Here is a 13,898-nt window from a genome sequence, read left to right as displayed (position 1 = left end):
CCTCTCCCCTTTGTTTTCCTTTTTTTCATTATATCATGGAAAAACGAAATCATTACTACAAAATGCTTCCATCCTCAAAAGCTGTCCCACTCTTATTGTGAGACAGCTCGATCTGCACTAAATGAGAAACATTGCAATAATCGTCGTAACAATAAGTCCGACTGTTACAGGAACCAAGTTTCGCCGCGCTAACTCAAACGGGTCAACACCACAAATGGCTGCTGCTGGAATTAATGCCCACGGAACAAGGGTACCACCGCCAACCCAAATCGCGGCAACTTGTCCTAACGCTGTTAACGTAGCCGCACTAGTCCCCATCGCCGTGGCAAATAAATGAGCAATCGAACCTGCTAACGAAATACCGGAAAAACCGGAGCCATCCAAGCCGGTAATCGCACCAACAGCCGTTAATGTGACAGCACCGATTTCTTTATTCATCGGTACAATATGCGCAAGCGCAACCCCTAAATCGTTGACAATGCCATGTGACATCTTTGGTAAATATTCACCAATGATTTTGAGAAATCCAGCGTCTCCTAAGTAAAAAAAGGCAGCAATCGGAATGACAGGACCGAACACTTTAAACCCAAATTGAAATCCTTCAATAAAGTAATTTGTAATTTCTTCAAAGCTTTCACGTTTATGAGCAAAGATGGAAATAAGAATGAGGATAAAAATCGCTGTTCCGCCGATAAGCGCCGTCGCTTCGCCACCTTGCAAATTCAAATACGACATCGCACCGACATCAAGCACAAATGAAAGAGGGATGATAACAGCTAACCATTTTTTTGTTTTATTAGACAGTAGTTGTTTTGTTTGCTCAGCGATAGGTTCGACCGCTACCGCAATTTCCTCCATCGTATGATGAAAGTAACCTCGTTTTATATCACGACGCAACAAAATGTAGGCAGTAACTGTTGTGACAATCCCCATAATAAATACGAGCGGAACACTAGCGGATACGACATCAGAAACTGGAAGCCCAGCTGCATCAGCGGTTAATTTTGGCGCACCTTGGATCACAAAATCCCCTGACAACGCAATTCCGTGACCAAACAAGTTCATCGCCATAGCTGCTCCTAATGCCGGCAATCCTACGCGGAGCGCCACCGGCAATAGTACTGCTCCCATTAAAGCCACGGCTGGCGATGGCCAGAAAAACCACGAAATAACCATCATGAGCAATCCAATCGTCCAGTATGCCCAGCTCGGGGTACGAATCAACCAAGCAAATGGTGAAATCATGACATCGTTAATGCCAGTTGCTGTTAACACCTTGCTCATAGCAACAATAATGGAGATGACTAAAATTGTCGGCAACAGTTCTGTAATTGCGTAAATAAAGCTATTAAATATACTGCTAATTGCCGCGCTTAATGAATGAGTAGCTGTAATGGCTAATAAAAAAATACCAACAATACAGACGAGCGATGTATCTTTTCGTGCTACCATAAAACTGATAATGAGCACAACAAACACAACATAAATCCAATGTAACGCTGTCAATTCAACGCCCATACATTTTCCCCTTCCCTTCTAAATCTCAATTAAGAAATAGGACATTTACCTAATTGATGTACTACAGCATATGAAAAGGGGAAAAAGATGTGAAGCTCTAAAGCAGGAAACGAATACTTTTCGTATGTCGATTTCCTCGGAAATAGTCGAAAAAGCAAAAAAGCCGCTTACCGTGAAGCGGCTTTTGACAATCCTTCAGCTTTGTTGAACAACGGTATACGTCGTCACATACGAAGGGCGAGGAAAGATTGTTTGTTGTTCTTCTTGATTGGCAGCATTGCGACGTTCATGCGCTTTTTCATACGCTTTTGAACGCTGCCAATTTTTAAAATGTTCTTCTCCTTCCCATAACGTCATAATGATATACGTATCATTCGATAACGGGCGAAGCACGCGAATCGCAACAAATCCCGGTTCTTTTTCAATGAGCCTTGCTCGCTGGCTAAAACGGTATTCAAATAGTGGCCTTCCTTCATCGGTCACCGGAATATTGTTCAATACGGCAAACGCTCCACCTAACTCTCCGACAGCATCGAGCACTTCATAGCGGCGCGGTTCTTGAAACACAGTTGCTCCATTGGTTTCGTGAAGTAACATCACATGATCTTTTCCTTCAAGCAATAGCGTGTTTTCATTTGAAACATTTTCTTTCAGCTTTTGCAAATATTCTAACGTACCTGTGGTGATGTACATGTTTTTCATTTTCTCTCCCCCTGTTTCCAACGTTTTTGTACATACATAAACAACAGCAGATAACTAAAAATTACTCCCATCACTAATGACAACAAGCCAAGCCATAGATCGCCGAGGACGACTAAAAACAGAGCAAAAAGAACGTTTTGAATGAGTAACAATAAAAACAAAAGATGAAGTACCGCCCTCCTTTGTTTGTCGTAAGATAAAGGATATAGCTTCACAAATATGTTTGCACGATAATGGCGGGATAACGTAAACAACTGAATGCCAGTCGCATAAAGAAAAAACAAGGATGTAACTATTTTCCCGTATCCTGTTGGAACAATATACAGCAAAAACAACGCGATAACCGTTAAGCGAACATAAAACGCAAAGTAATCACCGGCTCTTATAAACGTTCTTGCATATAAATATATAAACGCATTTTCTTGGCGATAAGGAATAAGAGCCAACACCCCATCAAGCCAACGGCGACGTTTTGCCCGCTCTTTGAGCGTTGGAACATCTATAAATAAATTCGCTATCCGATAAAAAGCTCGTTTTGCTTTTGCCTCCTGCTCGATCAATCGCTCCCATTTTAGCCCTTTTTGTTGTGTTACACGGGAAAAGTAAACGGAAAGCGCAATCATAATGAAAAGCAAAATGAGCAAAAACGCGATGGAGACATTCACCAACAGAAAATATACGATAAGCGCATTGAGCAACAGGCGCGTTCCCCAGCTTAGCCACTGAGCGAGCGGTTCAACGAAATAATTTCCCTTCCAGCTAATGAATAAATTCCAGCTCTTCACCAACAACAAAAGAAGAAAAAGAGCCCATAACGGAAATCGAGAAAATTTCAAATGAAGCGGGGCGATGACTAATACAGCCAAGAACAAAACATATGCTTGTACGATGAAATTGAACACGAAGGCACGCTGAATATAAGGACGAAGCTTGGTTTCTACCGGCAGCAAAAACACGATATCTGCATCTTGAAAAAACGTTCGAACCGAACTAGTCGTTAACATGAAAGAAAAGAAAAGTGCCGCAACCCATGCATATGGAAATTGAGAGGACAACGTTTCAACCCATCGTTCATATGCAAAAGCTCCTGCGCCGATCCCTATTAGTAAAACAAATAATAAATGATCATTAAACATGTAGCGCAAATAGCGCTTCATCTCTTGCATTTCGCGACCAAGTCGCTGCTTCCATAATTGACGGCTGTTAATCATACGCTTCTTCCTTTGTTAATTCCATATATAAATCATCCAATGTTGCCAAAGGACGGTTCAATTGTTGGCGCAGTTCCTCTAACGTCCCCTTCGCTTTCACTTTTCCATTATGCAAGATGACAAACGAGTCACAATATCTCTCCGCCGTCGCTAAAATATGGGTCGACATTAAAATGCCAGCTCCTTCTTCTTTTCGCTTTTGCATTTGCTGTAATAGCGAATGAATCCCTAGCGGATCTAGGCCAACAAACGGCTCATCGATAATATACAGAGATGGCTCTACTAAAAAGGCGCACATAATCATCACTTTTTGCTTCATCCCTTTAGAAAAATGCGCCGGGAACCATTTTAATTTTTTCTCCATACGAAATTCCTTCAATAGCGGTTCAAGCCTTTTTTCATATTCCTTTTTTGAGAGCCCATAAGCCATTGCTGTAAGCTCTAAATGCTCTTGCAATGTAAGCTCTTCATACAAAATAGGCGTTTCTGGTATGTAGGTAAATTGAGCTCGATACTGCTCAGGATTGTCAGCGAATGTTTTCCCATTAATCGTAATCGTCCCTTTTCTCGGTTCCATTAACCCGATAATATGTTTAATGGTCGTACTTTTCCCAGCACCGTTTAACCCAATCAAACCAATGATTTGATGACGATCAACGGTAAATGAAACATCTTCTAACACATTTCGTTTCGTATATCCACCACATAAATGGTTGACCTCAAGAAGTGTCATTATTGGCGTTCCTTTCTTTATAAATTGCATGATTGTATTCTTATTTTATCAAAGTCACTCCGCACTTTCCAAAAATTATATAGATGCACCTTCGTATAGATCGTTCATTTCGGGATATGATAAATAGCGAAGAGGGGACGAGGAGCAACTCATACAACGTCACGTTGTTTGGTGAAACGTCCACATTGAAATGAGGTGTTCACGAAAGACTCTTGCCTTGTCGAAGTAACACCGTCTTAGTGAAGTGAGTAAAGCAAAAACCCTTAATAAATAAGGTGTTCATTAAAGACCAGCAAGCAAATCTACAGCTAAGCAAATCCCTATAATAAGGGGATGGTCATCTTGAACAAAGAAAGACTCACGCGATAAAAACCTTTTTTGTAAATGAGGTGTTCATCAAACGTTACCTTGTTTACTAATCCTCTCCCCTTTTCATGACGAACAGGATGTAACCTTTTGCGGCTTACATCCTGTTCTTTTTATGGTAAAATATAAGCAAAAATGTCGAGAAAGGTGGCCTATGCAAGTGAGCGAGTGCATTTTTTGTAAAATTCTTAATGGCGACATTCCTGCGGCGAAAGTGTATGAAGATGAACATGTTCTTGCGTTTCTTGATATTAGCCAAGTAACAAAAGGACATACTCTCGTCATTCCAAAAGTACATAAGCAAAACATTTTCGAACTCACACCAGAAATCGCGAGCCACGTATTCGCTGCTGTTCCAAAAATTGCGAATGCGATCAAAAAGCAGTTTTCTCCTATCGGACTGAACTTGTTAAATAACAACGGGGAGCAGGCAGGACAAACGGTATTTCATTATCACGTTCACCTCATTCCGCGTTACGGCAAAGGCGATGGATTTGGCGCTGTTTGGAAATCCCATGCGAGCGACTATACCTTTGACGATTTACAAACGATCGCTGCCACAATTCAAAAAGGGATTGAATAAAAAGAAAGGGAAGCGACTTAATCGTCGCTTCCCTTTTTGTTATTGTTGGAAAACACTTTTTAAATCATCATCTTTTACTTGAACATCTGCTTCTTTTACTAATTTCTCCACTTTTGACTCCACTTTTGTTGCGTCTAACTTGCTCTTTTTCACTTCAAATTCAATTTCGTCTTTCATTTCGTTATATGATTTTTTCTTTTCTTTGTCAGTAACTTTGATAATATGGTATCCAAATTCTGTTTTCACCGGCTGACTAATTTCTCCAACCTTTAGCGAATACGCAGCATCTTCAAATTCTTTCACCATTTTTCCCGGACCAAACCAGCCTAAATCGCCGCCCTTTTGTGCAGAACCTGGGTCTTGAGAATATTCTTTCGCAAGCTTCGCAAAATCTTCACCTTTGTCCAATTTCTCTTTAATCTCTTTTGCTGTTTTTTCATCTTTCACTAAAATGTGGCTTGCTCTTATTTTTGGCTTATATTCATCATAATACTTTTTCAATTCTTTTTCTGTCACTTTAATATCTTCCATGGCTGCTTTTTGACGTAAGAGATCTAGTTTTACCATGTCGCGGATCGCTTTTTCACCATTTTGTTGTACCGCCAAATCATATTGCGTGCCATACGTTTCCTTTAAGTTCTCGATTTCTTTGTCGATTTCCTTATCAGTGACTTTATACTTCTTGCTCAATACTTTTTCATGAACAAGGTCACGAATGACATCTTTACCAAATCGCTGTTTCATCTCATTGTAAAATTCCTCTTTTGTAATGTTGCCAGCCTTTGTTTTCACAATAACTTCTGAGTCGCCATTATTGCACGCCGATAAGGCGAGCACAGAAGCGGCTGCCACAGCAATCATCCATTTTTTCATCCGTTTCACAACTCCTACATCAAATTTTTTACAAAAAGAAAAATCACAACAATAACTATAACATATTTCCCTCGAATAAAAAAACTTTTTCCATTTTAGTCTATGGCCCATACATATATTTTTTCGTTTACATATGATGAAATATCCCAAAATGAAATCGCCTTTTGGGGAAGGAGGTGTTATTCATGAGCGCACCTTATGCAGGAGGTTTCGCGTTAATCGTCGTGTTGTTCATTTTATTAATTATCGTTGGTTGTGCATGCTTGTTTTAAGAAAGGCTGGAGCGGCTTGCTTATCCGTAACTAGATTCTTGTTTGACACTGGAAAAGCTAGATACGAATAGCAAAAAAGCTGGCAGTGAGAACTGTCAGCTTTTCCTATGTAAAAAGCACCTCGAAATAAGAAGAAATTAATAAGATCGTAATGAGAACATTAATCGTCCGAAAAACGCCCGGTTGCTTTTCTTCTGGAATCTCTCTTTGCACGCAAAGCGTATTTGTTAATTTATTAATCGAAAATAAAATGACTACAGCAAGGGGTATGAAATAAAGCGTCAATGTCCAGTTCCCCTCCTATCCCTGACACAAAAATATTCATAATTTTACTCATCTACTTTACAATGTTTCTTTCCATAAATCAATATGGTTTTCAGTAAAAAATCCTGTACGCAATAAAAACTTTGGGATTGGTTGACGAGCATAAATTGGTTAAAATATACATGATACACTAAAAACTATTGACCATTTAAAGGGGTAACATATATGGGGGCGCTGGAAGAACGAATCGCAAAACTGGAATACTATCAATCATTATTAATGGAGATGATAGATGAAACGAAAAAGCCGTTTTATCATCTTGTCATCCAAGCTAATTTAACAAAAGAAGAAGTGGATGAAGTCATAGAACTTTGTGAGCATTTGAGCAAAGAATATGAAAAACAAAAAGAGGAAGGTCTCACCATTTTTACCCCGCTGTTGCTCCATTTTGCGGGAATGCTAAATCCGAACCTTCCGCTTGAAAAAACCGTCGATGCGCTCTTAAAACAACAAATGTTTGTCCCTCTCATGACAGAGTTTCAAAAACTAATAAAAGAAATCAAGCACTTATAATTGGTTCGTGACTTCTTTTTCTTGTTCGTTGCGTTTTACTAATTTTCCGTCTTTTTCAATAAAGTCTGATTTAATATTTTCAAATGATTTCTCGAAAATCTCCATAAAGTCATCGCCATAAATATTCCTGATAATACACATCATTTCTAAAATTTCTGGAAACTTACCGTATAGTTCACGCAACGGTAACGCTCCGTTAAACACAGCGTTTTGTGTTGGATCATAAGACTCCATTAATTGAAGCAATACTTGTTCTCCTTTTTCTGTCAACTCAATGTATGTGTTTCGCTTATCATCTTGCTTTTTGGAAAAAGATAATAACCCTCGCTCTTCTAACTTTTTGGAAAAGTTAAAAGCTGTTGACACATGCATGACTCCGAATTTAGCAATTTCCGAAATCGATGCTCCTTTAAAATGATACGCAATCCATAAAATATGGTGCTCATTAATATTTAAGTCAAACGGCTTAATCCATTGCTGCCAATCTTTTTCAATCGACTTCCAAAGCGCCTTGCTTAACTGGGCAATTCGTTGACTAAATAACATCGCCTCTTTTATAGAATAATGTTGTTCCGTCATTTTCATCGTTCCACCCACTCTTCCCTCACTTGATTTTTTTATCTACTATTATGCCAGTAAAATAAAAATTAATAAAGATAAAAATATTAGAATTTTTAAATTTCCTTGTCATTCTCCTCAAATTCATAGCCAAGAAATGGGAGACATATAGTGGTTGTAGGAGGAGAATAAGATGATCTATATGAAATCATTTTTTTATATACTAAGCTTTATCTTCGCTTGTCTTTCGGTAAGTACATTCCTTTCAATGTATAAAGTAAAAATGTATCCGCCTAAAAAAGTTTTAAAACAGCAAGCTACTATCTATATTGGTGGAGCGCTTCTTTCCATTTTTATCGCCTGGATTGTTGGTTACTTTTAGCTCTATAGCAAAAAACCCGACCAACGATGATCGGGTTTTTGCGATTTTTATGCCTGCGTTGCCATATTTGTCCGCTTAAAAATCGCCGAAACAATTGGATACACAATCACCATCACAACCGTGTTAATGACCGCTGTCGGCAACACAACGGCAACGAATAAGCTTGAAAAAGCCGCTCCACCCGGCAATCCAACAATCAGCAACGCAGCAGTTAAAAAGACCGTACCTGAAACGACCGTACCAACCGCTGTTAACACCGCAGCGGAGACAACCGTTTGGCCGTACTTTTTAACAAGCAAACATAATGTAAAGAATACAAATGCAGTAATCGGTTTATCGATGATATTCGGCAGCAGTCCGCCCGGAAAACTTGTCGTCATCCCTGAAATAATTCCCGTAACAACCCCGACTAGGCCGACTGCCTTTTTGTTAGGAAACAGCAAAATCCCTAAAAACATCATCGTTAGCATCATATCCGGCTTCATTCCGAAGAAAAATCCAGGAATGACCGCATGTAATACCGCCCCGATTCCTACAAGTAACGCAAGTGAAACTAGTACTCTCGTATTCATGCTCATCTCTCCTCGTCTACTCTTTCCTAAGCTTCTCCAATAGTGCTCTCATGCCTATTGCAAGAATCTCAGTCACATTATATCACTTTATCGTGTAAAAGTGAAGTGGGAATTTTCAGGCAAATCGCTTCTGAAATTGTTTCATAAACTCGGCTAGCGCTTCACAAGCTTCATAAGGAACCGCGTTATAAATCGATGCACGACAACCGCCAACCGAACGATGTCCCGCTAGTCCGACAAACCCTTGTTCTTTTGCCTCCGCTAAAAATTTCTTTGTGATTTCTTCATTCGGCAGCGTAAATGTCACATTCATAAACGAGCGACTTCCCTTTTCCGCATGTGGCGAATAAAACCCAGCGCTTGCGTCAATGGCTTCGTACACGACCGATGCTTTTTCTTTATTGCGCTTCTCAATCATTTTCACGCCTCCTTGCTCTTCGACCCATTCAAGCACGAGAGAAAGCATATAAATCGCAAACGTCGGCGGCGTGTTGTATAAGGAGTTGCTGGAGCTGTACGTACGGTAATCTAGCATCGTCGGTAAGTTTTCCGGAACGTGCTCTAGTAAATCGTTGCGAACGATGACGACCGTGACACCAGACGGTCCTAGATTTTTTTGCGCTCCCGCGTAAATAAGCGCAAATTGCTCGATGTTCACTTCGCGGCTTAAAATATCGCTCGACATATCAGCGATTAAATCAACAGGCAAGTTCGGGAATTCATGCCATTGTGTTCCGAAAATCGTGTTGTTTGATGTAATGTGTAAATACGCTGCCCGCTCGGAAAGCTGGATTTGGTCAAGTGATGGAATGTACGTATAATTCGCTTCTTTACTTGATGCTGCGATATGGGTTTGTCCCACTTTTTTCGCTTCTTTAAGCGCCTTTTCTGACCATACCCCCGTTAAAACGTAATTGCCCACTTTCTCACGAGGGAGTAAATTCATCGGCACCATTGAAAACTGCAGACTTGCTCCGCCTTGTAAAAATAAAACGTCATGTGTGTCAGGGATATTCATGAGTTTTCTTAATAACTGTTTTGCTTTGTTGTGCACCGCATCATATTCTTTGCTGCGATGGCTCAGTTCCATCACTGACATACCGGTATTTTGAAAATTGAGCAATTCTTCTTGCGCACGTTGTAACACTGGAAGTGGCAATGCAGACGGCCCTGCATTAAAATTGTATGCTCGTTTCATGTTCAATCCCCCGCTTTATCTCTTTAGTGAATAACAGTTACTATTATCCTAACACGAAAAAGAAAAAAATAAAGGAAATTTTTCAAAAAATAAAGCCCTTGATTTACAAGGACTTCGCTTCTCTCTGGCGCCGCTCTCGTTCCTTTCGAATCCGCTCCATATAAATTTCCCCTTCTTTTTCAATAAATGCTTCGTCAATTTCTCTTTCTTTGGCGGCTGTTCGCACCGTCATATAACCGCTAAAAATAATTCCGGCAACAACTAAATAAATCCACCATGGTAAACTGAACATAATCACGCCCCCCCTTTTTTTCAGCTTGTCTTACTACACTATACGCAGCAAACAATAAGGATATTCGTAAGAAAAACACAAGTGTCCTCTCAGGATGACGGGCAAATGTTCTTTACCCACAAGGGGGATTGCATCCCAAGAGGATGATTTGTCCCCAAACTGTCGAACCTTTCCGATTACAGCCATGCTTTGCGCAAGTGTTGTATCGCTGCCGATTCAAGAAGCAAACGGGTTGGTCTCTGGAGATAGGCGGTTTTTTATGATATAACAAGAAAGAGGCGGTCAATTCGACCGCCTCTTTCTTGCAGGGACAACGCAATGTTTATTCGTTTTTTCTTTTTATACCTGTTGAAGCTCCTCTTTCACATTCCGCTGCCTGCATCATTTCAACTGCTGATTCAATCATGCCTAGTCCGCTTTTTCAGGACGTTACATTATATGTACCCCTTTTCTTGTGTTTTGAAACATAAAAAAACTCTCTTATGACTGAGAAAATGTCGGTTTATAAAACGAGCGATTATCAAGCGCAAAAATTCGTTCTGTAAATTCGCCCGGTTTCACTTTTTCCAAAGCGCGGTCCATCATATTCATTTTCGCATCTAAATTGTCAATGTAATGAAGAATTTCCGCCTCTTTAATCATCGGCGGCTTCGGGCTCCCCCACTCTGCCTTGCCATGATGGCTTAGGACCATATGTTGCAATACGACGACTTCTTCTCCGGTAATCCCAAGATGCTCAGCTGCTTTACTGATTTCACTGACCATAATCGAAATATGTCCAAGCAAATTCCCTTCAAGCGTATACGACGTCGAAACTGGTCCCGATAGTTCGATGACTTTGCCGAGATCGTGCAAAATCACGCCGGCGTATAATAAGTCTTTATCCAACGACGGATAAAGATTGGCAATCGCTTTGGCTAAATCAAGCATGGACACGACATGGTACGCCAAACCGGAAATAAATTCGTGATGGTTTTTTGTCGCTGCTGGATAGTCGAAAAATCTTTGTTCGTATTTTTTTAATAAATGTCTTGTAATGCGTTGAATGTTCGGGTTTTTCATTTCGAAAATGTACTGAGTAATTTTTTCCATCATATCATCCCGCTTCAACGGCGCGACTTCAAGAAAATCGGTGACGCGCACAGGGTCGTTCTGATGAACGGGACGAATGTTGCGAATTTTCAATTGCGTACGTCCGCGATAATTGCTAATATCTCCGAATACTTTCACAATACTTTCCGGTACATATACACTTTCATCCTCTGGAGAGGCGTCCCATAACTTTGCCTCGATTTCCCCAGTTTTGTCTTGTAATATAAGAGTTAAAAACGGTTTCCCGTTACTGGCAATTCCTTTTGTCACTGATTTAATAAGCAAATATACATCGACTTGTTCGCCGACTTCATAATGAATAATGCCTTTTGCCAAACCCCTCTCCTCCGTTTCCATGTTTGCGTATATTTTAGTATACCATACTCGGGCGCGGGCAAAAAATAAGACCTTGCATGCGCAAGGCCTTATTTTTTCGTTAATTGAATCGCTTTTTTAATATCTTTGAGTGAGGTTGATTTTCCGTACATCAATACTCCGCCGCGATAAATTTTTGACCCGAAAAAGGCAAACAGTCCAATGGTAACGATTAATAAAGCAAGGCTAACAGCAATTTCCCAAAACGGAACCGGCAGCATGCCAACGCGCAAAAACATGATCATCGGCGCAAAAAACGGAATAAACGATGTTGCGGTAATGAATGAAGATTCCGGTGCATTAAGACCAAACATCGCGATAAAGAAGGCGGCGACGACAAGCAATGTCACCGGTGTAATCATCGGCTGCACTTCTTCGACCCTGCTGACTAGAGAGCCAAGTACCGCAAATAACGTGGCGTATAAAAAATAGCCAAGCAGGAAAAAGATAATTGCATACACAAACGTAGAAATCGGAATGTGTTCAAACCCAAGAAACTGCAACAATTCCTTTCCGCTGCTTTTGAGCGAGCTAAAACCAATTGCAAACAAAACAATAAATTGCGTCAAACTTACTAAAGCGACCCCAATGATTTTTCCAAACATTTGCTGTACCGGCGGAGCGCTTGAAATTAAAATCTCCATGACGCGCGACGATTTTTCTGTCGCTACTTCTGAAGCGATCATTCCTCCGTACATAAGCACGAACATGTACATTGCAAATAGCAAAATGTAGACAAGACCGCGCGCCTGATTCAGCTCTTCCTCTGTCTTTGCGTTTTTCTCTAACGCTACTTTATGAAATGGAACCGATTCGTATAACTGAGTCACTTGTTCTGGTTTTAAACCGATTTTAGCGGTGGCTAACGCGGTTTTTACTTGCTGAAGTGATTGCTCAAGCTTATTTGGTGTATCGCTATCAGCAATCGTGTTTGCGTAATACGTCGCTTTAGGCAGTTGTTTGTCATCATAAGCAAGGGAAAGAAAAGCATCCCATTTTCCTCGCTGAACGTTCTTTTTTGCTTCGTCTTCGGAACCGGTAAACGATTGAAGCCGAATATCGCTTTCCCCGCTTTTCTTTAGTTGCATTTGTAATGGCTCGTAAAGCGTCCCTGTTTGATCGATGACACCTACCGTCTTCTTTTCGTCTTTATTAAAAAATTCAATAATATGATTCAAATTCGTCAACGCAAACACAAGCAAACTTGTAATAATTGTTGTAATGATAAACGATTTCGCCTTTAGTTTTGTCACATACGTATGCCAAAGAATAATCCAAAATTTATTCATACGCCGCACCTACTTTTTCAATAAAAATATCATTTAAGGAAGGTTCCTCCAATGCAAATTTACGAATGAAGCCTTTGTTAACGATATGGGCAAGAATGTGCTGGGAAACGTCTTCGCTTTCGATTTGCAAATGAATGCCTTCTGCTGTTGTTTTTGCTTTGACAACCCCCGGAAAATCTTTTAATTCATCAAGCGGAATATCAGCATGAATGATGATGTTCTTTTTGCCAAATGACCGTTTAATTTCTTTCAAAGCGCCGTGAACAACCGGCTTGCCGCGATGCATAATGCAAAGATGCTCGCATAACTCCTCAACATGTTCCATGCGATGGCTCGAAAAAACGATCGTTGTGCCATTATTTTTTAAATCAATGACGGCTTCCTTTAACAATTCGACATTTACAGGATCAAGTCCGCTGAAAGGCTCGTCTAAAATTAACAGCTTCGGCTTATGTAATACCGCAGCGATAAATTGAATTTTTTGCTGATTCCCTTTTGACAGCTCCTCAACCCGCTTTTCGGCGTATTCCGGTACTTTAAAGCGCTCAAGCCAATATTCTATTTCTTTCAAAATGGCCTCCTTATTCAGACCGCGCAATCTTCCTAAATAAATGAGTTGTTCTTTCACTTTTAATTTCGGATACAAGCCGCGCTCTTCCGGCAAATAACCGATTAAGTGGCTCTTTGCGTAATTAATTTCGTGACCGTTCCACGTAATCGTCCCTTCAGTCGGATCTAGCAATCCTAAAATCATGCGAAATGTCGTCGTTTTCCCAGCTCCGTTCGCTCCAAGGAATCCGAACATTTCTCCTTCTGGAATGCTTAGTGTGACATCGTTTACTGCTGTCACATCGCCAAATCGCTTTGTGACATGTTCCAAACGCAAACTCATTCTCACTCCCCCAATTTTGTTAATAAAAACTAAAATTACCAACATTCTATTACACGTTTTATTGTAGCGAAAAGTTTCATTATTTAGAAGGAAAATTAAAAAAATAGCAGAATAGTAATCACAAAGAAGCATTCGACTAAGGAGGAAAACGCA

16 protein-coding genes are annotated in these 13,898 nt (G+C 40.3%); 3 read left to right on the top strand and 13 right to left on the bottom strand.

Annotated features, from left to right (window positions below; all coding sequences use genetic code 11):
• Nucleotides 1-117: 117 nt before the first annotated feature.
• From ISX45_RS00630 to ISX45_RS00615, 4 genes are all read right to left on the bottom strand, one after another.
• Entirely contained in the window at nt 118-1,518 is a 1,401-nt protein-coding gene (locus ISX45_RS00630; RefSeq protein WP_194519717.1) for a hypothetical protein, read from the bottom strand.
• A 195-nt stretch (nt 1,519-1,713) separates the two neighbouring features.
• Nucleotides 1,714-2,220, bottom strand: a complete 507-nt coding sequence (locus ISX45_RS00625) for an antibiotic biosynthesis monooxygenase family protein (protein WP_194519716.1) — start codon at nt 2,218-2,220, stop codon at nt 1,714-1,716.
• Nucleotides 2,217-3,431 (bottom strand): ABC transporter permease, encoded by a 1,215-nt coding sequence (locus ISX45_RS00620; protein WP_194519715.1) that lies wholly within the window; start codon nt 3,429-3,431, stop codon nt 2,217-2,219. Before ISX45_RS00620 ends, ISX45_RS00625 begins: the two co-directional genes overlap by 4 nt.
• On the bottom strand, nt 3,424-4,164 hold the full coding sequence (locus ISX45_RS00615) for an ABC transporter ATP-binding protein (protein WP_194519714.1): 741 nt from the start codon (nt 4,162-4,164) through the stop codon (nt 3,424-3,426). The genes ISX45_RS00620 and ISX45_RS00615 overlap by 8 nt, the downstream gene beginning before the upstream one ends.
• A 520-nt stretch (nt 4,165-4,684) precedes the next feature.
• Between ISX45_RS00615 and ISX45_RS00610 the strand changes: the two genes are divergently transcribed.
• The gene (locus ISX45_RS00610; RefSeq protein ID WP_220129452.1) at nt 4,685-5,113 is read left to right on the top strand and encodes an HIT family protein; all 429 of its coding nucleotides are present in this window, start codon (nt 4,685-4,687) and stop codon (nt 5,111-5,113) included.
• A 39-nt stretch (nt 5,114-5,152) separates the two neighbouring features.
• On the opposite strand, the gene ISX45_RS00605 is transcribed toward ISX45_RS00610, so the two are convergent.
• The gene (locus tag ISX45_RS00605; protein WP_194519713.1) at nt 5,153-5,986 is read right to left on the bottom strand and encodes a peptidylprolyl isomerase; all 834 of its coding nucleotides are present in this window, start codon (nt 5,984-5,986) and stop codon (nt 5,153-5,155) included.
• 185 nt (nt 5,987-6,171) lie between these two features.
• Between ISX45_RS00605 and ISX45_RS00600 the strand changes: the two genes are divergently transcribed.
• Nucleotides 6,172-6,258: a YjcZ family sporulation protein gene (locus tag ISX45_RS00600; protein WP_099458908.1), complete on the top strand. Its 87-nt coding sequence runs from the start codon at nt 6,172-6,174 to the stop codon at nt 6,256-6,258.
• A 105-nt stretch (nt 6,259-6,363) separates the two neighbouring features.
• Here the strand turns inward: ISX45_RS00600 and ISX45_RS00595 are convergent, their stop codons facing one another.
• Complete coding sequence (locus tag ISX45_RS00595) at nt 6,364-6,543, bottom strand: hypothetical protein (protein ID WP_181555669.1); 180 nt, start codon at nt 6,541-6,543, stop codon at nt 6,364-6,366.
• A 204-nt stretch (nt 6,544-6,747) separates the two neighbouring features.
• Here ISX45_RS00595 and ISX45_RS00590 point away from each other — a divergent pair, with 204 nt between their 5' ends.
• Nucleotides 6,748-7,095 (top strand): YhaI family protein, encoded by a 348-nt coding sequence (locus tag ISX45_RS00590; RefSeq protein ID WP_194519712.1) that lies wholly within the window; start codon nt 6,748-6,750, stop codon nt 7,093-7,095.
• On the opposite strand, the gene ISX45_RS00585 is transcribed toward ISX45_RS00590, so the two are convergent.
• The 7 genes from ISX45_RS00585 to ISX45_RS00555 all read right to left on the bottom strand — a co-directional run bounded on the left by ISX45_RS00585 (nt 7,090) and on the right by ISX45_RS00555 (nt 13,745).
• Nucleotides 7,090-7,680, bottom strand: a complete 591-nt coding sequence (locus ISX45_RS00585) for an HTH-type transcriptional regulator Hpr (protein ID WP_181555850.1) — start codon at nt 7,678-7,680, stop codon at nt 7,090-7,092. The two genes, ISX45_RS00590 and ISX45_RS00585, sit on opposite strands and share 6 nt — an antisense overlap.
• 402 nt (nt 7,681-8,082) lie before the next feature.
• The gene (locus tag ISX45_RS00580; protein WP_194519711.1) at nt 8,083-8,607 is read right to left on the bottom strand and encodes a tryptophan transporter; all 525 of its coding nucleotides are present in this window, start codon (nt 8,605-8,607) and stop codon (nt 8,083-8,085) included.
• Between the two features lie 115 nt (nt 8,608-8,722).
• Entirely contained in the window at nt 8,723-9,805 is a 1,083-nt protein-coding gene (gene serC / locus ISX45_RS00575) for a 3-phosphoserine/phosphohydroxythreonine transaminase (protein WP_181555665.1), read from the bottom strand.
• A 103-nt stretch (nt 9,806-9,908) separates the two neighbouring features.
• Entirely contained in the window at nt 9,909-10,097 is a 189-nt protein-coding gene (locus ISX45_RS00570) for a sporulation YhaL family protein (RefSeq protein WP_181555664.1), read from the bottom strand.
• A gap of 480 nt (nt 10,098-10,577) precedes the next feature.
• Nucleotides 10,578-11,525, bottom strand: coding sequence for a 3'-5' exoribonuclease YhaM (gene yhaM, locus ISX45_RS00565; protein ID WP_194519710.1), 948 nt, complete (start codon nt 11,523-11,525; stop codon nt 10,578-10,580).
• Between the two features lie 89 nt (nt 11,526-11,614).
• Nucleotides 11,615-12,853 carry an ABC transporter permease gene (locus ISX45_RS00560; protein ID WP_194519709.1) on the bottom strand — a complete coding sequence of 413 codons (1,239 nt, stop codon included), beginning with the start codon at nt 12,851-12,853 and terminating at the stop codon, nt 11,615-11,617.
• Nucleotides 12,846-13,745 carry an ABC transporter ATP-binding protein gene (locus ISX45_RS00555; protein WP_181555661.1) on the bottom strand — a complete coding sequence of 300 codons (900 nt, stop codon included), beginning with the start codon at nt 13,743-13,745 and terminating at the stop codon, nt 12,846-12,848. The genes ISX45_RS00560 and ISX45_RS00555 overlap by 8 nt, the downstream gene beginning before the upstream one ends.
• Nucleotides 13,746-13,898: the final 153 nt, after the last annotated feature.

Source organism: Thermaerobacillus caldiproteolyticus (assembly GCF_015326725.1).
GTDB classification, from domain to species: Bacteria; Bacillota; Bacilli; order Bacillales; family Anoxybacillaceae; genus Thermaerobacillus; species Thermaerobacillus caldiproteolyticus.
This window is presented reverse-complemented; position numbering and strand designations above follow the sequence as displayed.